Source organism: Kineococcus aurantiacus, from assembly GCF_013409345.1.
Lineage (GTDB): Bacteria > Actinomycetota > Actinomycetes > Actinomycetales > Kineococcaceae > Kineococcus > Kineococcus aurantiacus.
Genome location: NZ_JACCBB010000001.1, coordinates 895,411 through 915,844 on the forward strand (window position 1 = coordinate 895,411; position 20,434 = coordinate 915,844).

19 protein-coding genes and 1 riboswitch are annotated in these 20,434 nt (G+C 74.9%); of the genes, 2 read left to right on the forward strand and 17 right to left on the reverse strand.

Annotation, left to right across the window (positions count from 1 at the left end; all coding sequences use genetic code 11):
* Positions 1 to 87: 87 nt before the first annotated feature.
* The gene (locus BJ968_RS04280; RefSeq protein WP_179749513.1) at positions 88 to 2,025 is read left to right on the forward strand and encodes an FAD/NAD(P)-binding protein; all 1,938 of its coding nucleotides are present in this window, start codon (positions 88 to 90) and stop codon (positions 2,023 to 2,025) included.
* Here the strand turns inward: BJ968_RS04280 and BJ968_RS04285 are convergent.
* From BJ968_RS04285 to BJ968_RS04320, 8 genes are all read right to left on the reverse strand, one after another.
* Entirely contained in the window at positions 1,961 to 2,755 is a 795-nt protein-coding gene (locus BJ968_RS04285) for a methyltransferase domain-containing protein (protein ID WP_179749515.1), read from the reverse strand. The genes BJ968_RS04280 and BJ968_RS04285 overlap by 65 nt on opposite strands.
* A 4-nt stretch (positions 2,756 to 2,759) precedes the next feature.
* Positions 2,760 to 3,980 carry a cobalamin-independent methionine synthase II family protein gene (locus BJ968_RS04290; RefSeq protein WP_179749517.1) on the reverse strand — a complete coding sequence of 407 codons (1,221 nt, stop codon included), beginning with the start codon at positions 3,978 to 3,980 and terminating at the stop codon, positions 2,760 to 2,762.
* 22 nt (positions 3,981 to 4,002) lie between these two features.
* Positions 4,003 to 5,193 (reverse strand): O-succinylhomoserine sulfhydrylase, encoded by a 1,191-nt coding sequence (locus BJ968_RS04295; RefSeq protein WP_179749519.1) that lies wholly within the window; start codon positions 5,191 to 5,193, stop codon positions 4,003 to 4,005.
* A 115-nt stretch (positions 5,194 to 5,308) separates the two neighbouring features.
* Positions 5,309 to 5,710 carry a rhodanese-like domain-containing protein gene (locus tag BJ968_RS04300; protein WP_179756186.1) on the reverse strand — a complete coding sequence of 134 codons (402 nt, stop codon included), beginning with the start codon at positions 5,708 to 5,710 and terminating at the stop codon, positions 5,309 to 5,311.
* A 5-nt stretch (positions 5,711 to 5,715) separates the two neighbouring features.
* Positions 5,716 to 5,799, reverse strand: a riboswitch (SAM riboswitch).
* Between the two features lie 51 nt (positions 5,800 to 5,850).
* The gene (locus BJ968_RS04305) at positions 5,851 to 6,375 is read right to left on the reverse strand and encodes a GNAT family N-acetyltransferase (RefSeq protein WP_179749521.1); all 525 of its coding nucleotides are present in this window, start codon (positions 6,373 to 6,375) and stop codon (positions 5,851 to 5,853) included.
* A 39-nt stretch (positions 6,376 to 6,414) separates the two neighbouring features.
* Positions 6,415 to 7,455, reverse strand: a complete 1,041-nt coding sequence (locus BJ968_RS04310; protein WP_179749523.1) for a glycoside hydrolase 5 family protein — start codon at positions 7,453 to 7,455, stop codon at positions 6,415 to 6,417.
* Positions 7,452 to 8,768 carry an endo-1,4-beta-xylanase gene (locus BJ968_RS04315; RefSeq protein ID WP_218884778.1) on the reverse strand — a complete coding sequence of 439 codons (1,317 nt, stop codon included), beginning with the start codon at positions 8,766 to 8,768 and terminating at the stop codon, positions 7,452 to 7,454. Before BJ968_RS04315 ends, BJ968_RS04310 begins: the two co-directional genes overlap by 4 nt.
* A 33-nt stretch (positions 8,769 to 8,801) precedes the next feature.
* Entirely contained in the window at positions 8,802 to 9,107 is a 306-nt protein-coding gene (locus BJ968_RS04320; protein ID WP_179749525.1) for an antibiotic biosynthesis monooxygenase, read from the reverse strand.
* 50 nt (positions 9,108 to 9,157) lie between these two features.
* On the opposite strand from BJ968_RS04320, the gene BJ968_RS04325 reads away from it, so the two are divergent.
* Positions 9,158 to 10,069 carry a VOC family protein gene (locus BJ968_RS04325; RefSeq protein WP_179749527.1) on the forward strand — a complete coding sequence of 304 codons (912 nt, stop codon included), beginning with the start codon at positions 9,158 to 9,160 and terminating at the stop codon, positions 10,067 to 10,069.
* On the opposite strand, the gene BJ968_RS04330 is transcribed toward BJ968_RS04325, so the two are convergent.
* Genes BJ968_RS04330 through BJ968_RS04370 form a run of 9 tightly spaced genes read right to left on the reverse strand, consistent with a single transcriptional unit; the run spans position 10,048 to position 20,427 of the window.
* Positions 10,048 to 12,417 carry a beta-xylosidase/alpha-l-arabinosidase gene (locus BJ968_RS04330; protein WP_179749529.1) on the reverse strand — a complete coding sequence of 790 codons (2,370 nt, stop codon included), beginning with the start codon at positions 12,415 to 12,417 and terminating at the stop codon, positions 10,048 to 10,050. The two genes, BJ968_RS04325 and BJ968_RS04330, sit on opposite strands and share 22 nt — an antisense overlap.
* A gap of 31 nt (positions 12,418 to 12,448) precedes the next feature.
* The gene (locus BJ968_RS04335) at positions 12,449 to 14,203 is read right to left on the reverse strand and encodes a dihydroxy-acid dehydratase (RefSeq protein WP_179749531.1); all 1,755 of its coding nucleotides are present in this window, start codon (positions 14,201 to 14,203) and stop codon (positions 12,449 to 12,451) included.
* Positions 14,200 to 14,976, reverse strand: a complete 777-nt coding sequence (locus BJ968_RS04340) for an SDR family oxidoreductase (protein ID WP_179749533.1) — start codon at positions 14,974 to 14,976, stop codon at positions 14,200 to 14,202. The genes BJ968_RS04335 and BJ968_RS04340 overlap by 4 nt, the downstream gene beginning before the upstream one ends.
* On the reverse strand, positions 14,973 to 16,121 hold the full coding sequence (locus tag BJ968_RS04345; RefSeq protein ID WP_179749535.1) for a zinc-binding dehydrogenase: 1,149 nt from the start codon (positions 16,119 to 16,121) through the stop codon (positions 14,973 to 14,975). Before BJ968_RS04345 ends, BJ968_RS04340 begins: the two co-directional genes overlap by 4 nt.
* Positions 16,118 to 16,543: a tautomerase family protein gene (locus BJ968_RS04350; RefSeq protein WP_179749537.1), complete on the reverse strand. Its 426-nt coding sequence runs from the start codon at positions 16,541 to 16,543 to the stop codon at positions 16,118 to 16,120. The genes BJ968_RS04345 and BJ968_RS04350 overlap by 4 nt, the downstream gene beginning before the upstream one ends.
* Complete coding sequence (locus BJ968_RS04355) at positions 16,543 to 17,637, reverse strand: Gfo/Idh/MocA family oxidoreductase (RefSeq protein ID WP_179749539.1); 1,095 nt, start codon at positions 17,635 to 17,637, stop codon at positions 16,543 to 16,545. The genes BJ968_RS04350 and BJ968_RS04355 overlap by 1 nt, the downstream gene beginning before the upstream one ends.
* A complete protein-coding gene (locus tag BJ968_RS04360) occupies positions 17,634 to 18,599 on the reverse strand; it encodes an aldo/keto reductase (RefSeq protein ID WP_218884781.1) in 966 nt (321 codons plus the stop codon). Before BJ968_RS04360 ends, BJ968_RS04355 begins: the two co-directional genes overlap by 4 nt.
* Complete coding sequence (locus tag BJ968_RS04365; protein WP_179749541.1) at positions 18,596 to 19,480, reverse strand: ABC transporter permease subunit; 885 nt, start codon at positions 19,478 to 19,480, stop codon at positions 18,596 to 18,598. The genes BJ968_RS04360 and BJ968_RS04365 overlap by 4 nt, the downstream gene beginning before the upstream one ends.
* The gene (locus BJ968_RS04370) at positions 19,477 to 20,427 is read right to left on the reverse strand and encodes an ABC transporter permease subunit (protein WP_179749543.1); all 951 of its coding nucleotides are present in this window, start codon (positions 20,425 to 20,427) and stop codon (positions 19,477 to 19,479) included. Before BJ968_RS04370 ends, BJ968_RS04365 begins: the two co-directional genes overlap by 4 nt.
* Positions 20,428 to 20,434: the final 7 nt, after the last annotated feature.

Below are 20,434 nucleotides of genomic sequence, written 5' to 3' on the forward strand. Positions count from 1 at the left end.
GCCGCCGGCACGTCGACCTGTGCCGCACGCAGACCGCCACGTGTCGCTGAGGAGTCCCCCGCCGGATCCCCCCTCAGGAGCCCACCCGTGAGCCTGTCCCTGCTGTTCGTCGGCGCCGGTCCCCGCACCCTCGGGGTCCTGGACCGCCTGTCCGCGCACGCCTCCACCACCGACCGCCGCGTCGACGTCCACGTCGTCGACCCCCACCCCGCCGGTGCGGGCAGGATCTGGCGGGCCGACCAGCACCCGCTGCTGTGGATGAACTCCCGGGCCGCCGACGTGACGGTCCTGCCCGACGCCTCCTCCCGGCTCGAGGGCCCCGTGCGGCCCGGGCCGACCCTGTACGCCTGGCTGGCCGAGCACCGCGCCGCCCTGGCCGCGGAGTTCGCCGCGACCGGGCAGGACGCGCTGCACCGGGAGGTGCTGGCGGTGCGGGAGGGCACCTTCGTGTCCCGCGCCCTGGGCAGCCGCTACCTGAGCTGGGCGTGGGACACCGTCGTCGCGCACCTGCCCGCGACCGTGCGGCTGCACGTCCACCGCACCCGCGTCGTCGACGTCCGGGGCACCGGCCGCCAGGAGGTTCACCTGGAGGACGGCACCGCGCTGACCGTCGACGCCGTCGTGCTGGCCCAGGGGCACCCCGACGTCGTCCCGGGCCCGCGCGAGACCGGCGCCCGGGAGTTCGCCGACCGGCACGGCCTGCGCTACGTCGCGCCCGGGTACACCAGCGACCTCGGGCTCACCGAGGACGAGGACACCCTGCCCCCCGGCGGGGACGTCCTCGTCGCGGGCATGGGGCTCGCGTTCGTCGACCTCGTCGTGCTCGTCGCCCAGGGCCGCGGGGGCCGGTTCTCCGAGGGTCCCGGCGGCCTCGTCTACCACCCCAGCGGGCGCGAACCGCGCCTGCACGTCGGCTCCCGGCGCGGTGTCCCCTACCGCTCGAAGATCACCTACGAGCTCGGCGAGCGCCCCCCGCTGCCGCGGTTCCTCACCCCCGGCGCCCTGCCCGGCGAGGGGCCGCTGAACCTGCGCGCCGACGTCTGGCCGCTCGTGGCCAAGGAACTCGCCGGGGCCCACTACCACGAGCTGTTCCGCGCCCACCCGGACCGGACGACCCTCGACGCCGCCGAGTTCGACCGGCGGTTCGCCGCGCTGGCCTGGGGCGACGCGGGGCTGGACGACCTCGTGGCCTCCGCCGTGCCCCGCCCGGAGGACCGGTTCGACCTGCACCGCCTCGACCGGCCGCTGGACGGCTGGTGGGGTCCCGGTGCCGACGACGTGCACCGCAGGGTCCGCGACCACGTCGCCGCCGACGTCGCGCGCCGCGCCGACCCCGCCTTCAGCATGGACGCCGCGGTGTTCCACGCCCTGCTGTCCTGCTACGTCACGGTCGCGGGCCTGGCCCACGCCGGGCGGCTGGACCGGCAGTCCGTCGTGGAGGTCGACGGGTGGTGGCACGGGTTGTTCAGCTACGTCGCCTCCGGCCCCCCGCCGCGGCGGCTGGCCGAGCTGCTGGCCCTGGCCGACGCCGGCGTCGTGCGCTTCCTCGGCGGTGACCTGCGGGTCGCCCCCGACGAGGTCGGCCGGTGCTGGACGGCCCGCTCGGCGAACTCACCCGCCGTCGTCAGCGCCCGCACCCTCGTCGACGCCCGGCTGCCCGAGGCGCGGGTCACGACGAGCGCGGACCCGCTGCTGCGCCACCTCACCACCCGCGGCGAGGTCAGCGAGCTCGGCAACGGCCGCCTCGTCGTCGACCCGCTGCAGCGGCTCGTGCACACCGACGGCAGCGTCCACCCGCGGCGCTTCGGGGTGGGCCCCTGGGTGGCGGGCGGCGGCTGGGCCGCGGCGTTCGCGCGGCCGGGGCTGGATGCGGGGTTCTTCCGGCTCAACGACCGGGTCGCCCTGGCCCTCCTGGACGTCGAGGGCACCCCGGACGCCGACCCGGGGGGTACCGCCGGGATCAGTGTCGTCGCCCCGCGAGCAGCCAGTAGCGCGCCGTCCCGGCGAACGGAGCCCGTGCGCTGAGCTCCACCTCCAGCTCCTCCAGGTCCGCGGCCACGCGGTCGTCGACGCGCTCGGCGTTCTCCAGCAGCGCCGTGACGGTCAGGACCCCGGCGTCGCCGACGACGGCGCACCCGGCCTCCTCCAGCGCGTCCGCGACGAACTCCGGGGACAGCCGCAACGCCGTGTGACCCGTCGCCGGGTCACCGGCGCGCTCGGCGTCCAGCGTCACCCACGCCGCCGCCGGCCCCTCCCGCAGCACCGTGGTCACCACGTCGGCGGGCGGGTTGGGCGCCAGCAGCGACACCAGCCCCCCGGGCCGGACCGAGGAGACCAGCGTCGCCACGTCGGCCCGGACCTGGGCGTGGGAACTGCGGTGCTGCAGCACGTCGTGGCAGAACACGACGTCGAAGGAACCCGACCCGCCCTCGCGGTACCGCGTCAGCGCCGCCAGCGCCGTGAGGTCCTCCAGGTCGGCCGCGACGGTCCGCACGCGGTCGGAGACCCCGGCCGCCGCGGCGGCGGCCCGGGCGAGGGCGAGCATCTCCTGCGACCGGTCCAGGACCGTCACCTCGTGACCGGCCAGCGCGAAGGGCAGGGCGTCGCGCCCGTCACCGCCGCCGGCGTCCAGGACCCGCAGCCCCTCCCCCAGGTCGGCGGTCCACTCCCTCAGCAGGCGCGCGACGACGTGGTAGCGCAGCCGCCCCCAGGGCGAGTCCTGCCACAGCGCCCACGCCGCCTCCCCCGCGGACACCGGCTCACCCGAACAGCCGGGCGCTCGCGATCCGCGCCCCCTCGCCCAGGGTGGCGAGCTTGGCGAGGGCGATCTGCGGGTGGATGCGGCCGCCGAGGCCGCAGTCGGTGGAGGCCACGACGTTCTCGGCACCCACGACGGAGGCGAACCGCTCGAGGCGGTCGGCGACGAGCTCGGGGTGCTCGACGACGTTGGTGGCGTGGCTGACGACGCCGGGCACGATCTGCTTGCCCGCGGGCAGTTCCACGTCCCGCCAGACCTTCCACTCGTGCTCGTGCCGCACGTTGGCCGCCTCGAAGGAGTACGAGCCCGCGTCGATCTCCAGCATGAGGTCGACGATGTGCTTGAACTCGACGTCCGTGGTGTGCGGGCCGTGCCAGCTGCCCCAGCACAGGTGGAAGCGGACCTGCTCGGTGGGCAGGCCGCGCAGCGCGTGGTTGAGCGCCTCGACGCGGATCCGGGTGAACGCGCGGTAGTCCTCGACGGAGGGTTCGGGGTTGATCTGGTCCCAGTTCTCCGCGATGGACGGGTCGTCGATCTGCACGATCAGCCCGGCGTCGGTGACCGCCTTGTACTCCTCGCGCATGACGTCGGCCCACGCCCAGATGTGCTCCTCCTCGGTGGCGTAGTACCGGTTGGAGATGCGCGCGCCGCTGCCCGGGGACAGGGAGGTGATGAAACCCTGCTCGAGGCCCGTGGCGGCCAGCCCGGCCTTGAGGTTGGCGATGTCGGAGGCGATGGCGTCCTGGCCGGTGTAGGACAGCGGGCCGGTGGTCGCGGGGAACGCGGTGGCGTTCTTGCCCGTCGAGATCCCCGACGTCGGGTCCTGGTAGGCCTCCTTGAAGATCGTCCAGTCGCGGCGGTCGGGGAAGCTCGTGAGCTTGACGTCGCCCGGGCCGGACCGGACGGTCGGCTGGGTGAACAGGTCCTCCCCCGTCACCTCCAGGCCGGCGACGCGCTGGAAGGAGTACGACCACCAGGCGCCGTAGTCGACCGCGCTGGACATCGCCTTGCCGTACTCGCCGTCGCCGACGATCGTCACCCCGAGGTCCTCCTGCCGCTGCACGAGGTCGACGACGGCGCGGGTGAGCAGCGCCTCGAACTCGGGCGTGCGCTCGAGGGTGAAACCGTCCTCGGCGACCCGCCGGGCCTCGTTGGCGGCGATGAGCTCGGGGGTGCGCGGCAGGCTGCCGGCGTGGGAGACGGGGATCTGCTGCTGCGACAAGGGTGTTCTCCGTTCGGGTGGTTCAGGCGAGGGCGCGGGTGAGGTCGTCGAGCAGGTCGTCGGGGTCCTCCAGACCCACGGACAACCGCAGCACGCCGTCGGTCAGGCCGATGGCGGCACGACCCTGCGGCCCCAGCCGCCGGTGCGTCGTGGTGGCGGGGTGGGTGGCCAGCGACTTGGTGTCGCCGAGGTTGTTGGAGATGTCCACGACCCGCAGGGCGTCGAGGACCTCGAAGGCGCGTTCCTTGCCGCGCCCGGCGGGGGCGTCGAGCTCGAAGGTCACGATGGTGCCGCCGAGGTCCATCTGGCGCTTCGCCAGGTCGAACTGCGGGTGGCTGGGCAGCAGGGGGTAGCGGGCCCAGCGGACGCCGGGCTGCTGCTCGAGGTGCTCGGCGATCCGCAGCGCGCTGGCCGCCGAGTGCCGGACCCGCAGGCCCAGGGTCTCCAGCCCCTTGGCCAGGGTCCAGGCGTTGAACGGGCTGAGGGTGGGGCCGGTGTGCCGGGTGAGTTCCCGGAACCGGCCGCCGATGAACTCCTCGGTGCCCAGCACCGCACCGCCCATGACCCGGCCCTGGCCGTCGATGTGCTTGGTGGCCGAGTACACGACGACGTCGGCCCCGAACCGCAGCGGGTGCTGGCCCACGGGCGAGGCGAACGCGTTGTCGACCACGACCGCGGCGCCCGCGGCGTGGGCCAGCTCGGTGACCGCCTCGATGTCGACGAGGGTCTGCATGGGGTTGGCGGGCGTCTCGAAGAACACGGCCTGGGTGGGCACGGCGAGCGCCTGCTCCCACTGGGTGAGGTCCTCGCCGTCGACGAAGACCGTCTCGACGCCCCAGCGGGGCAGGATCTCGTCGAGGATGACGAAGCAGGACCCGAAGAGGCTGCGCGCGGCGACGACCCGGTCCCCGGCGCCCAGCAGCGCGGCCAGGGCGTAGAACACCGCGGACATCCCGCTGGCCAGCCCGTAGCAGGCCTGCGCGCCCTCCATGAGCCGCAGCCGCTCGGTGAACACCGACACCGTCGGGTTGCCGTAGCGGGAGTAGACGTACCGGTCGACGTCACCGGAGAAGGCGGCCTCGGCGTCGGCGGCGGACCCGTAGACGTAGCCGGACGTGAGGTACATCGCCTCGGCGGTCTCCTCGAACTGCGAGCGGGCCAGGCCGCCGCGGACGGCCGTGGTGTCCGGCCGCCAGTCCCGCGCGTCGCTCACGACGTCTCCCCCGCTCGCTCCGTCGCGGTGCCCGTGGCGCCGCCTTCCCCCGGATCCGCGCGACGACTCCGTCGGCGCGTCTCCTCGGTCCAGGCAGCGCCGCACCGCGTGTCGCTCACGACTGCTTCCAGGGCAGGCCCGCGGCGCGCCAGCCGACCGCGCCGCGGTGGCCCTCGGCGTCCAGCGGCCCCTCGAAGCCGTCCAGGACGTTGTAGCTCGGCGCGATGCCGGCCGCCGTGGCCGCCTCGGCCGCGGCGACCGAGCGCTGCCCGGACCGGCACAGGAAGACGACCTTGCGGCCGGACCCGGGCGTGAGGCCGGCCGCGGCCAGGTCGGCGAGGAAGCGCTCGGGGTCCACCGGCAGCCACGACACGAGCGTGGGCTCGGCGCCCAGGCCCGTGGGGACCCCCACGAACCGCCACTCGGCGTCGGTGCGGACGTCGACCAGGACCGCGTCCGGGTCGTCCCGGACGAGCTCGAAGGCCTCACGCGGGGTGAGGTCGCCGGCGTGACCCACTGTTCCTCCCATCGGTCCTGGCATGAGCACCCCTCGCGGGGTTGCTGCGGCGTCGACGAGCCAGGTCTCTCGGCCGCTCTGGATGGTCCGCCCACCCTAGGGCATGGCGGAGGGCCCCGGGGCCGGGCCGGGGAGGAGGCTCAGAGGAAGCGGTGCATGACGTGCAGGCCGACGTACCCGTGCTCGGGGTGGTCGAAGGCCTGCGGGACGGTCCCGACGATCGCGAAGCCCAGCGACGTCCACAGCGCGACGGCCGCGGTGTTGGTCTCGACGACGGCGTTGAACTGCACCGCCAGGTACCCCTGCGCGCGGGCCCACGCCAGCACGTGCTCGCCCAGGGCGCGCCCGACCCCGCGCCCGCGCGCGGCGGGGGACACCATGAAGCTGGCCGTCGCCACGTGGGCCCCGCCGCCGGGGCGGACGGGCCCGCACTTGGCCGTCCCGAGCACCTCCTCCTCCCCCGTCCCGTCCCCCGTGCCGTCGTCCGTGCCGTCGTCCTCGACGGCCACGAAGGTCGCCCACGGCGGCGGCTGCACCCACAGGTCGCGGGCCCGCTGCGAGGTCAGTCCCTGCGGCAGGGCGTAGGTCTCCCCGTCGGCGACGACCTCGTCGAAGAAGGGCCAGACGCGGGCCCAGTCGGTCTCGGCGTACTCGCGGATCTGCACCCCGGCACCGTAGCCGGGGCGGGCCGCGGGGCCGCCGCCTCAGCCGGGGGCGAACTCGTTGAACGCCTCGTGGCCCGGGCGCACGGTGCCGTCGGCGTCGAGGAAGTGCAGCCACTCCGGGTGCCCCACGGGCCCGTGGGTGTCGCGGTGCAGGTCGGCGACGCCGCTGTGGTGCAGGGCGTGCACGGTGTACCCGATCCCCCGCTCCCGCAGCCGGGACAGCGTGTAGCGCATGACCTCGACGTGCTTGGCGTCGTCGCGGGCGCCCCAGACGGTCTCGCTGGCGTACAGGTCCTTGCCGGCCGAGCGGGCGAGGGCGACGCACTCGTCGAGGTAGGCCTCGAAACCCTCGTGGGTGTGCACGTCCGTCTCCGGGCCGATGCCCTGCCACATCCAGTACGGGTGGAAACCCAGGACGTCGCTGACCGGTTCGGTGGCCCGCAGCGCGGCCACGTCGGCGTAGTTGCCCACCGTCAGCGGCTGCCGGGCCCCGGCGGCCAGGACCACGCCCCGGCACCACCGCAGCCAGCGCAGCTCGGCGGTGCGCAGCGGGCTGTCCTCGTCGTGGACGTAGGCGCCCATGAGGGGTTCGTTGCACAGGTCCCACGCCCAGACCCGCTCGTCGTCGGCGTGGGCGGTGACGACGTCGAGGAGGTAGCGCCGGAAGATCCGCTGCACGGGGGCGACGTCGGGGCCGTCGGCGAGGGGGTCGGCGAACAGGTCGTCGGTGCGGCTCCAGGCGCTGGCGTGCGGCAGGAGGTGGTCCAGCGGGACCCCGCCGAAGTCGCACACCGGGTCGCGCCAGCGGTTGAACAGGACGGGCACCACCGCGATGCCGTGCGCGGCGAACACCCCCAGCCCGGCGTCGAGGTTGGCCAGGAACCGCCCGGGGTCGCGCTGGAACGCCTCGTGCGACAGCCACCAGCGGGCGGTGTTCCAGCCGGGGAACGCGGCCTTGCCGCGGGCCACCTCGACGGCCATCAGCCCGTGGTCGTGGTGCTGCCACAGGTCCAGGCCCGAGGTGCCCCAGGAACCGGCGTAGTTGAAGCCGTGGACCTCCCGGGTCGGGCGGCGGGTCACCGGCCGGTCCCCGCGGCCAGCCGCACCTCGAGGGCGGCCGCCGTGCCGTCCAGGCGCACCCCGGCGCGGGCGCCGCCCGCCGACACCTCGTACTCGCCCCGGAAGCCGTGGACCGCGAGGCGGCCGTCCGCGTCGGTCCGCACGGTGGTGGGGGCGACCCACCACTGCCCCTTCACCAGCGCGTGCACCGCGTCGTAGGCGGGTTTGCGGGTCCCGTCGGCCCGGACGAGGCCGACGGGGGCGCCGAGCCAGGTGGTCGCGTCGGTCAGGCCCCAGTAGTTGAACGCCTGCACCGACGGGTGCGCCACGAGGGTGCTCAGGTGCCGGACGAGCTCGTCGGCCTGCCGCTGCTCCCCCTCGGGGGTGGAGGGCCAGTGGTCGACCTGGTGGTCGTTGAGGTCGCCGACCGAGGCGGGCATGAGGTCGCCGGAGACCAGCGTGTTCTCGGTGAAGTGCAGCGGCAGGCCGAACCGGGAGAACCGGGCCAGCACGTCGTGGGTCCGCTCCTCGCCCCAGTAGCCCTTGTGCATGTGGCTCTGCAGGCCGAGCGCGTCGATGCCGACACCGGCCTCCAGCGCCTCCTCGACGACCCTCTCGTAGGCGGGCGACATGTCGAAGTCGTTGAGCAGCAACGTCGCGGCGGGGTTCGCCGCCCGGGCCTCCCCGAACGCCACCGCCAGGGTGGCGGTGCGGCCGAGTTCGCGGGCGACCCGGGTCAGGCCGTTGTCGTACTTGTCGTACACCGGCATGATGACCGACTCGTTGACGACGTCCCAGGTGTCGACGAGCCCGGCCAGACCGCCCACCTCGCGCCGGATCCGGGCCCGCTGGGCCTCGACGACCTCGGCGGTGCTCAGGTCCAGCAGCCAGTCCGGCGCCGCCGTGTGCCAGGTCAGCGGGTGCCCCTTGACGAGCACGCCGCGGTCGGCGAACCACCGGGCGGTCTTCACCAGGCGGTCGGTCGCCGGCCGGCCCCGGACCGGCTCGAACTCACCCCAGTAGAACGGCAGGGTCGTGGCGTTGAACAGCCCGAACCACGCCTCGGCGAGCGCGTCGACCTGGTCGGCGGGCGCGGACGCCCCGAAGAACGACGACGCGCCGTCGAGGTCCTCCCCGCCGGCGTGGGCGACGAAGTCGAAGCCGATGCAGCCGAAGAGGAACTCGTGGTTCCGCTGGGCGAGGGTCACCTCGCGGTCGGCCAGCGGGGCGCCGTCGGGGCCCAGGACGGTGACCGTGGCCGCGGCGAGGCGGTGGGCCAGTTCGGGCCGGTCGGCGGCGGGGGCCGCGACGCGGGCGGGGGTGTCGTGCGACACGGGGGCTCCTTCGGGGGGCGGGGACCGCCGGCCTCAGGCCGGCAGGACGTCCGGGGTGGGCACGAGCTCCTCGACGCGCACGGTGGCGCGCAGGTCCGGCAGCTCGCGCAGGAACCGCGCCATCCCGGGCGCGGCGTTGTGCCGCTCGTGCGCAGCGCGGTCGGCGTACACGGCGTACACCAGCCGCACGAGGGGTTCCGTGGCGCTGGTGTGCGGCACGTACAGGTGGGTCCCGGGTTCGGTGCGGACGGCGGGCAGCGCGGCGCCCAGCAGGGCGTCGAACCGCTGCGCCGCCGCGGGGTCGGGCAGGTCGAACCGGACGACCAGGGCCAGGCTCACCGCGTCCCTCCCGGGTTGCCGCCGGGACGGGGTCGCGGTCTGGTGGGGCCATGCCCACCGCACCGGTCGAACTGCACCACGTCGAGGTCGGCGTCTCCGACCTCGCGCGCAGCCTGGAGTTCTACGTCGACGTCCTGGGGCTGCGCCCCGTCCACCGGCGCGCCTGGTCCCCGCAGGAGGCCTGGCTCGCGGCCGGGCCCGGGTTCCTGCGGCTGCTGCGGGTCGGGGACGGGGACCTCGGCGGCTGGTCGAGCGTGAACCACCAGGCCGGTCTGCGGCACGTCGGTTTCACGGTGGCCGCCGTGGACCCGTGGGCCGACCGGTTGCGCCGGTCCGGGGTCGAGTTCGCCATCGCGCCCATGGACGCCCTGGGCGGTGTGCGGATCGTGTTCTTCAGCGACCCCGACGGGGCGCTGGTCGAACTCGTCTCCGGCCAGCTGCGCTACAGCGACGTCTGGGACGCCGGGCTCGTCGCCGCCCGGGCCGCGCACGGCCGCGCCGGGGCGCAGGACGGCGGGGACCTGGTGCTGGACCACGCCGCCACCACCGTGGGCGACCTGCGGGAGGGCCTGGCGACGTACGCGGACGGGCTGGGCATGGGCCGGCTGGGCCAGGTGCCCCACCCGGGCGACGAGCGCGGGTACGTGCGCAGCTACCTCGCGGCCGGTCCGGGCGTGCTGGAGGTGTTCTCCTACGCCGTGGACCCGCTGCCCGCGGCCGCGGACGTCGACGCGCACCGGCTCGGGCTGCGGGTGGTCGCCCTGACCTCCCCCGACCCCGACGCGGCGGCGCACGTCGTCACCGGCCGCGGCGGGCGCGGCAGCGCCCTGGCCGGACCGGGCCGGCACGTCGTGGACCGCGACGGGCTGACCCTGCGGTTCCTGCCCGCGGGCTGGTCCCCCGCCCCCTCCGGGGCGGGGGACGGGGGTGCGCACGCCGGTCACGACCCCGCCGCGGGCTGAACGGCGACCTCGACGAGGCGGCGGTCGCCCACGCCGACCTCGTGCACCGCACCGGTCAGCTCGACCGCCGCGGTCAGGTCCGGGGTGGCGCAGTCGTGGCCGACGAACAGGTCGACGCGGCCGGGTTCGACGACGCGCACCATCCGCCGGTCCGAGAACGCCAGCCGCTGCGTCGGGACGTCGAGGGTGACCTCGGCGCTGGCCCCGGCCTCCAGCTCGACCCGGGCGTAGCCGAGCAGCTGGACGACGGGGCGGGTGACGGAGGCGACGGGGTCGCTGCCGTACAGCTGCACGACGTGCGCCCCGGCGCGGTCGCCGGTGTTGGTGACCGTGACGGTCGCCGCGATCGAGCCGTCGGTGGGCACCTCGGCCGCGGCCAGCCGCAGGTCGGAGTGCGCGAACGTCGTGTACGACAGGCCGTGCCCGAAGGGCCGCACGGGGGCGGTGTCGATGTTCGAGACGGGGCTGGCCGCGCCCAGCTTGGGGTGCAGGTAGCTGTAGGGCTGGGCGCCGACCGAGCGGGGCAGCGACACCGGCAGCCGGCCGGAGGGGTTGACCCGCCCGGACAGGACCCCGGCGATCGCCCCGCTGCCCTCCTGGCCGGGGAAGAACGCCTGCACGACGGCGGCGCACCGCTGCAGCGCCCAGTCGACGGCGTAGGGGCGGCCGGTCAGCAGGACCAGGACGACGGGGGTCCCGGTGGCCAGCAGCGCCTCGACGAAGGGGCGCTGCACGCCGGGCAGTTCCAGCGACTCCGCGTCGCAGCCCTCCCCGGAGGTGCCGCGGCCGAACAGCCCCGCGCGGTCCCCGACGACGGCGACGCAGACGTCGGCGGCCGCGGCCGCCGCCACGGCGGCCTCGAAACCGCTGGTGTCGTCGGTGTCCACGTCCGCGCCGCGGACGTGGGTGGTGCGGGCGCCGTCGCCGAACTCGGCGCCGAGGGCGGCCAGGACGGAGTCGACGTCGAGGCCGAGCTCGACGCCGGGGTGCTGGGCCAGCACGTGGTTGGCGAAGCTGTAGCAGCCGAACAGGGCGGAGGTGTCGTCGGCGTTGGGGCCGACGACGCCGACCCGCAGGGGTTCGGCGCGGTCCGCGGTCCGCAGCGGCAGGGTGCCGTCGTTGGACAGCAGGACGATCGACTCCTCGGCCAGCGTCCGGGCCAGGTCCCGGTGCGCCGGCGGGTCGAGGTCGACGCGGTCGGGGTCGACGCCGGCGGCGGGGTCGTAGTCGGGCGCCAGCAGGCCCAGTTCGGCCTTCTGGCGCAGGACCCGGCGCAGGGCGCGGTCCACGAGGGCCTCGGGCACCTCCCCGGCGCGGACCAGCTCGGCCAGCGGCTGCAGGTAGGTGACCCCGGTGGGCAGCTCCACGTCGATGCCGGCGCGCAGGGCCTGCGCGGCGGCGTCGGCGGGGGAACCCGCCACCCCGTGCAGCCGCTCGAGGAACGCGACGGAGAAGTAGTCCGCCACGACGGTGCCGGTGAAGCCCCACCGCTCGCGCAGCAGGTCGGTGAGCAGCCGCTCGTCGGCGGCGACGGGGACCCCGTCGACCTCGGTGTAGGAGTTCATGACCGAGCGGGCCCCGGCGTCGAGGACGGCCATCTCGAAGGGGGGCAGCAGGACGTCGGTGAGTTCGCGCGGGCCGGCGTGCACGGGGGCCAGGTTGCGGCCCGCGCGGGAGTTGGAGTACCCGACGAAGTGCTTCAGCGTCGCGACGACCCCGGTGGACTGCACGCCCTGCACGTAGGCCGACGCGACCGTCCCCACGACGTAGGGGTCCTCGCTGATGCACTCCTCGACCCGGCCCCAGCGGGCGTCGCGGACGACGTCGAGCACGGGGGCCAGGCCCTGGTGGACGCCGAGGCTGCGCATCGAGGCGCCGATGGCGGCGCCGACCTCCTGCACGAGCTCGGGGTGGAAGCTGGCGCCCCAGCACAGCGGGGCGGGGAACGTGGTGGCCTTCCAGGCGGCCAGCCCGGTCAGGCACTCCTCGTGGACCAGGGCGGGGATGCCCAGCCGGGTGTTCTGCTGCAGCCAGCGCTGCTTGGCGATGAGGGCGCGCGCCTGCTCGGAGGGTTCGACGGGGGTCGTCCCGAAGACCCGGGTGAGCTGCCCGAGCCCCTGGCCGGCGAACCCCTCGAGGCTGTCCACCGCGACCTGCATGGTGTCCTGCATCGGGGCCACGGCCGCCCCCTCACCGCCCTCGCCGTCGCTGTCGGCGTCCCCGCGGCCCTCCCACAGCCCCACGAGCTGGGCGAGCTTCTCCTCCAGCGTCATGGCGGCCAGGAGCTCCTCGACGCGCTCCTCGCCCCGGGCCCGGGGGCGGGTGGACGGTTCGGTCGCGTGGTCCATGGTGGTTCCTCCGTGCTCGGGTGGTCGTTCGTCAGTGCGAGTCTCGCGGTACGGCGCTGCCGCGCGCACCCACCAGGAAGTCCAGGTCGGCTCCCTCGTCCGCCTGCAGGACGTGCCGGGCGTACAGCCAGGGCCAGCCGCCCGCGGGGGCGTGGGCGCTCTGGCGCCAGGACGGTTCCCGGGCGGCGAGCTCGTCGTCGCTCAGGTGCACGTTCAGCCGTCGCGCGGGGACGTCGAGGGTGATGACGTCGCCGGTGCGCAGCAGCCCCAGCGGGCCGCCGAGGGCCGCCTCGGGGGCGACGTGCAGGACGACGGCGCCGAACCCGGTGCCGCTCATGCGGCCGTCGCTGATGCGCACCATGTCGCTGACCCCGGCGCGCAGGAGCTTGGCCGGCAGGGGGACGTTGGAGACCTCCGGCATCCCCGGGTAGCCGCGCGGGCCCGCGCCGCGCACGACGATGACGTCGTCGGCGGTGATGTCGAGGTCCTCGTCGTCGCAGACCGCGTGGTAGGCCTCGGGCGAGTCGAACACCACCGCGCGCCCGGTGTGCTGCAGCAGGTGCGGCGAGGCCGCGGACTGCTTCAGGACGGCCCCGCGCGGGCACAGGTTGCCGCGCAGGACCGCGGTGCCCGACCCCGCCGGCTGCAGCGGGGAGTCGAACTCCCGGATGACCTCCCGGTCCCAGCACTCGGCGTCGGCGACGAGCTCGCCCAGCGGCCGGCCCGTGACGGTGACCTGGTCGGTGTTCAGCAGGCCGTGCTCGGCGAGGTCGCGCAGGACCGCGGGCAGGCCCCCGGCGTAGCAGAAGTCCTCCATGAGGAACCGCCCCGACGGCATGAGGTCCACGATCGTGGGGACGTCGCGGGTGAGGGTGTCGAAGTCCTCCAGCGCGAGGTCGACGCCGAGGCGGCCGGCGAGGGCGAGCAGGTGCACGATGGCGTTGGTGGACCCGCCGATGGCGGCCGTGGCGCGGATCGCGTTCTCGAACGCCCCCCGCGTCATGACCGCGCTGGGGCGCAGGTCCTCCTCGACCATCGCGACGATCCGCTGGCCGGCGGCCTGGGCGACCTCGTCGCGGCGGGCGTCGACGGCGGGCCAGGCGGCCGAGCCGGGCAGCTGCATCCCCAGCGCCTCGGCCACGCAGGCCATCGTCGAGGCGGTGCCCATGGTCATGCAGTGACCGGCGGACCGGGCCATGCACCCCTCGGCGACGGCCCCCTCGGCCGCGCTCATGCGCCCGGCCTTCATCTCGGCCTCGAAGCGCCACACGTGGGTCCCCGACCCGACGTCCTGGCCGCGGAACTTGCCGTTGAGCATGGGCCCGCCGGTCACCACGATCGTGGGGAGGTCGACGCTGGCCGCTCCCATGAGCAGGGCGGGGGTGGTCTTGTCGCAGCCCGACAGCAGGACGACCCCGTCCAGGGGGTTGCCCCGGATGAGTTCCTCGGCCTGCATGGCCATGAGGTTGCGGTACAGCATCGCCGTGGGGCGGATGAGGGTTTCCCCGGTGGACATCACCGGGAACACCAGGGGGAAGCCCCCGGCCATCCAGACCCCGCGCTTGACGGCCTCGGCGACGCGGTCGAGGTGGGCGTTGCACGGGGACAGCTCGGACCAGGTGGTGGCGATGCCGATGACGGGCCGGCCGTCGAACACGTCCGGGCCGTACCCCTGGTTGCGCAGCCAGGAGCGGTAGAGCATGCCCGAGCGCCCGGTGGCCCCGAACCAGGCCCGGCTGCGCCGCGGGCGCGCCTCCTGCCGGTCCTCGTGCTGCGTGCCGTTCACATCCAGCCTCCGTCGACGATCCAGTTCTGTCCGGTGCAGGCGGCGCTGTCGTCGGCGGCCAGCCACAGCACCATCCGGGCCACGTCCTCGGGCAGGACGCGGCGGGCGAGCGCCTGCTCGCGGTCGAGGGTGGCCTCGGCCTCCGCGTCGACGTGGTGCTCGAGCTGGCGGGCGGTCATGACCCAGCCGGGGACCACGCAGTTCACCCGGATCGCGTCGGCGCCCAGTTCGAGCGCGAGCGCGCGCGTCAGGCCCTCCACGGCCGCCTTGGCCGTGCGGTAGACGACGAGGTCGCGCAGCTTGACGTGCGTGCTGATCGACCCCAGGTTGACCACCGACCCCCCGCCGGCGGCCCGCAGCGCGGGGGCCAGGGCCTGGGTGGCGAAGAACTGGTGGTCCAGGTTCACCCGGAGACCGGCGTCCCAGGCCGCGGGGTCGACCCCGGCGCTGTCGTGCCGGGTGTCGTCGGCGGCGTTGTTCACCAGGACGCCCACCGACCCCAAGTCGGCCGCGAGGTCGCGCAGGACCTGCTGGTAGCCCTCCAGGTCGCGCACGTCGGTGCGCCGGAACCGCGGCCGCGGGTGGCCCGCGGCGGCGACGGACTCCACCAGCGCGAGCCCGGCCTCCTCCTGCACGTCGACGAAGGCGACCTGCGCGCCCTGGGCGGCGAACTCGGTGACGAACTGCGCGCCGAGGCCGGTGGCTCCGCCGCTGACCACCACGCCGCGCCCGCGCAGGCTGGGGTACGTGGCGTACCGGCTCACCCCGCTCACGCGGCCACCGCCGCGGGGGCCCCGGGCAGGACCACGGCCCGGCCGACGGCCCCGGCCCGCAGCGCGTCGTAGGCGTCGGCGGTCTGCTCCAGGGGGTACGTCGCCCCCAGCAGGTCCTCCAGCGGCAGCCGGCCGGTGCGGTGCAGGGCCAGCAGCCGGGGCAGGTCGACGGGCGGGTTCGCCGACCCGTACAGGCTGCCCACCAGCCGCTTCTGCTGCTGCACGAGCTCGTTGACGGGGACGGCGACGGTGGCCGTCGTCGAGGACAGGCCGACGGCCACGACCGTCCCGCCGGGGCGCACGGCCGAGAACGCCTGGGCCAGCGTCGCCGGGTTCCCGACGGCCTCCACCGCCACGTCGGCGCCGCCGCGGGTCACCTCCTGCACGGCCTCGACGACCTCGGCGGGGCTGAGCCCGGAGGCGTCGACGGTGTGGGTGGCCCCGAGCCGGCGGGCCAGCGCGAGCTTGTCCGCCGCGACGTCGACCACGACCACGGGGCCGGCGCCCACGAGGGCGGCTCCCATGACGGCGGACAGCCCCACCCCGCCGGCGCCGACGACGAGCAGCGGGCGGCCCGCGAGGGAACCGTCGGCGGCGGCGACGTTGACGACCGCCCCCACGCCGGTGACGACGGCGCAGCCCGCGACCGCGGCCAGGGTGGGCGCGACGTCGTCGGGCAGGGCGACGACGGCGCGCCGGGACACGACGGCGCGTTCGGCGAAGCAGGACACCCCGAGGAAGTGGTGCAGCCGCTCACCGCCGCGCCGCAGGCGGCTGGTGCCGTCCATGAGCCCGCCGCTGCGGGCCTGCACGCGGCCGTACACGCACATCACCGGCCGGCCGGTGACGCAGGGCTCGCACTGCCCGCAGCGCGGTCGCCAGGTGAAGGCGACGCGCTGCCCGACGCGCAGGGCGTCGGGTTTACCGGCGTCGCCGGGGCCGACCTCCTCGACGACGCCGGTGCCCTCGTGGCCCAGGACGATCGGCAGCGGGCAGGGGATGTCGCCGCTGACGTAGTGCAGCTCGGTGTGGCACACCCCGGCCGCCTCGACGCGCACGAGCAGTTCCCCCGGGCCCGGGCCGTCGAGGTCGACGTCCTCGACGGCCGGCCGGGTGCCGGGTTCGCGCAGGACGAGCGCTCTCACGGGGTGGGACCCCCACCCGCGTCGTGATCGGCGTCGTCCTGCGAGTCGTCCCCCGAGTCGTCTCCCGAGCGGCCGACGTACCAGTCCTCCCCGCCGTTCTCGGTGACGGCCAGGAACACGTCGTCGGGGCGGACCCCGGCGGCCTCCAGCCGGGTGGCGATCGCAGCGAACGTCGCCCTCTTCACCTCGGTGGAGTAGCCGCGGACCATGAGGACCTGCAGGAACACCACGTCGCGCCGGGTCCCGCCCATGAAGTGCGGGTCGAAGGAGAAGTCCTCCGCGGGCAGGGCCCGCAGGATCTGGAACCGGTCCTGCGGGGGCATCTGCAGCCCCTCGACCAGACCGTCGTGGACGGCGTCGCCGATGGCGCGCCGCAGCTCGACGGGGGTGGTGTCGGGCAGGTCGATGCGGACGAGGGGCATCAGGCCCACACCTCCTTCGCGACGCGCACGTCGGTGCCGGTGGCCGCCGAGGTGCCCATGGCCAGGGCGATGGCGTGGTCCTGGCAGGCCTGGGCCAGCGGGTACGGCTCGGGCCCCTCCCCCCGGGCCCAGGCGCCGGTGTCGGCGAGGATCTGGGCCACGGCGATGTCGTCCTCCGACATCCGGGTGCCGGCCCAGGCGTTGCGGTACACGACCTGCCCGTCGAAGCTCACGGTGTCCAGGTCGACGCCCTCGAGGTTCATGTCCACGCCGCGACGGCGGTAGGACAGCGGCGAGGTGACCGGGCTGGTGGGGTCGACCATCCGCGTCACGGCGTCGTCGACGATCTCGCCGATCGAGCCGCGCACGACGATGCGCCGGGCCCGCAGCGGGTTCCACCACTGGTTGTCGCTGAAGTCGTAGAGCGCGGACCTCCCGCCGAAGTCGAGGGTGGCCAGGACGTTCGCGCGGGGTTGCGGCGTCGCGTCGGTGTCCCAGCCGCCGAAGCTCAGCGGGTCCACGAGCGGGGCGGTGAAGCTGCGGGCGTTGACGACGACCTCGTCCATGTCGACGCCGAGCAGGCCGCGGATGAGCGAGACCGCGTGGTACATGTGCGTGGAGGACAGCTGCACCTGCGTGGGTTCGCCGATGACCCCGGCCCGCACCAGCGCCAGGCGGGCCGCGTGGCCGGGCATCAGCAGGTACTGCTCGGCGACCTGCACGCGACCGCCGGCGCCGACGTCGTTCCACAGCGAGCGCAGCCCGTCGAGGTCGGGGGCCGGCGGGGTCTCGGCGAGGGTGGCGATCCCGGCCGCCTCCAGCTCGCGGACGGTGATCGGCATCTGGGCCCACGGCACCGAGGCGATGACGAAGTCGGGGCGGTCGCTGCGGACGAGCTCGTCGACCGTGCGGACCGTCGGCACCGCCCAGCGGTCGGTGAGGGGTTGGCCGCTCTCGGCGCTGCGGGTGACGACGCCGACGGCGCGCAGCCGGTCGGGCGCGGCCTGGGCCAGGCGCAGGAAGAACTCCGAGCGCCAGCCGCTGCCGACGACGGCGAACGTGGTGGGTCTCGCGGGGGTGGTGGGGGTGGTCACGGAAGCCAGTGCTCCTTCGGCGGGACGAGGTCGGCGAGTTCGGTCCAGAGCTCGTCGGGGACGGGGTGGGCGGCCAGGGCCAGGGTCTGGTCCAGCCGCTCCGGTCGGGAGGACCCGACCACGGTGGAGGTGACGCGCGGTTCGCGCAACGAGTCCTGCAGCGCGGCCGCGGCCAGCGGGACGCCGTGGCGGGCGCAGGCGGCCTCGATGCGCTCGGCCGCGCGCAGCAGTTCCGGGGACGCCGGGCCGTAGCAGTACCGGGGCACCGCGGCCGGGCCCTTGGCCAGGATCCCGCCGCCGAAGGGGGCGCCGTTGAGGAAGGCGGTGCCGCTGGCCGCGCAGTCGTCCAGGAGCGGCCCGGCGGAGCGGTCCAGCAGCGTCCAGCGGTTGTGGTTCAGCACGACCGAGAAGACGCCGGTGTCGACGAAGCGGCGCATCAGGTCCACGGTCCCCCCCGCCACGCCCAGGTGCCCGACCAGCCCCTCGGCGACGAGTTCGCGCATGACGTCGACCGGCCCGCCGGGGGCGGTGGCGGCCTCGAACTCGATGCGCTCGGGGTCGTGCAGGTGCAGCAGGGGCAGGTGGTCCAGCCCGAGCCGCTCCATGCTCTCGGCGACCGAGGCCCGCACCCGCGGCCCGTCGAAGGGGCCGCCGTCGAGGGGGTCCACCTTGGTCGCCAGCAGGATCCCCTCGGGGACGCCGCCGAGCTCGCGCAGGACGGTGCCCAGCCGCTGCTCGGAGGAGCCGTAGCCGTTGGAGGTGTCGACGAACGTCAGGGGTCCGGCGAACGCGCGCCGGGCCGTGGCCAGGGCCTGCTCCTCGGGGACGGCGCTGTAGACGTTCGTCATGTCGCCCAGCTCGGCGGTGCCCACGCACAACCCGGTGACCTCGAACCCGGTGCGGCCCAGCGGTCGGGGCGTGAGGACGTCGACACCACCGGTGCGGCCGCGCTGCGCGCTCACGCCTTCACCGCCCCGGCGGTGAGGCCGGCGACGAACCAGCGCTGGAACACGACGTAGGCCACGACCATGGGCAGCGCCGTGAGGGTCATGGTGGCGGTCAGCGCGGGCCAGTTCGTGCCGTACTGGCCGATGAGGGAGTTCGCGACGGGCTGGATGGGCCGGGCCGCGGGGTCGGAGACCAGCGCGCTGGCGAACAGCAGCTCGTTCCAGACGCCGATCATCTGGAAGATCGCGACGGTGGCGATCCCGGGGGCCGACAGCGGCAGCATGACCCGCCAGAAGATCTGCAGCTCGCTGGCCCCGTCGAGCCGCGCGGCCTCGCTCAGCTCGTGCGGCAGGGCGTCGAAGAACGTCCGCATGAGGAACAGCGAGAAGGAGACCCCGCCGGCGGTGTAGACCAGGATCAGGCCCAGCCGGCTGCCCAGCAGGCCGAAGCTCTGCAGTTCCAGGTAGACGGGGATGAGGGTCGCGACGCCGGGCAGGAACAGCGCGCTGGTGACGACGAAGAACAGCAGGTTCCGCGCGGTGAAACCGATCCGGGAGAACGCGTACCCGGCCAGGGTCGCCGCCGCGATGGTCAGGGCCAGGGTGACCCCGGTGATGAGGACGCTGTTGAGGAAGTTGCGCCAGATCTGCAGGTCGTTCCACGCGAAGGCGTACCCGGCGCCGGAGAACTCGTCCGGCACGATGGGCCCGGAGAAGGCGGTGGCCTGCGGGCGGATCGAGGTCAGGAGCATGTAGAGCAGCGGGGCGACGGCGGCCGCGGCGACGACGACCATGACGGCGTGCCACAGGACGCGGCGGCCGACGGCGCCGGCGGTGCGGGGCGGCCGGGTGCTCACCGTCGCCGGTCGCGGCCGGTGCAGGGTGGAGGTGCTCACTGTTCCCCCTTCCGGAAGCGGTAGAGCAGGACCGTCGCCAGGCCGGCGACGAGGAAGACGACGACGCTGATGGCGGAGCCGTAGGCGAAGGAGGGCACCCCGCCGGTGGAGGAGCCGAACGTCAGCAGGTACGTGTAGCTGCTGAGGGACTCCGAGGCGTGCAGCGGCCCGCCGTTGGCCATGACGAAGTTGAGGTCGAAGACCTTCAGCCCGTTGAGGACGTTGAGCATGACGACGACCTCGACGACGGGCCGCAGCATGGGGACGGTGATGCTCCACGCCTCCCGGAAGGGGCCGGCCCCGTCGACGCGGGCGCTCTCGGAGATGGCCGGGTCGACGTTGCCGAGCGCCGCGTAGAAGATCAGCATGAACAGCCCGGTGGACTGCCACAGCGAGACGACGATGACCGTCGGCAGCACGGTGGCGGTGTCCCCGAGCCACTCGTGCTGCAGCGCACCGAGCCCGACGGCCTCCAGCGCCCGGTTGAACACCCCGAAGACGGGCGTCAGGCCGATGCGCCACAGCAGGCCGGTGACGGTGAGGGACACCGCTGCGGGCAGGAACAGCAGCGTCCGGTAGACGACGGCGCTGCGGCGGGGACCGGCGTGCACGATCAGGGCCAGCAGCAGCGCGAGCGCCGTCTGCAGGACCGTGGTCACGACGGTGTACACGAGCGTGACCACGGCCGCCTTGCGGAAGATGGGGTCGGTCAGCATGACCCCGTAGTTGTGCAGGCCGGCGAAGGAGGAGCCGCCGAAACCGTCGGAGGTGGTCAGCGACAGCCAGAACGTGCGCAGCACGGGGTAGGCGATGAAGACGCCGAAGAACACGACGGCGGGGGCGGTGAACAGCAGACCCGTCGGGTTGGACCAGCCGGTGAGGGGCCGTGGCCGGCGGCCCCGGCCCGGCGCCGCGGTGGGCGCCTTCGCGGAGGTGGTGGTCGCCACGGGCGCC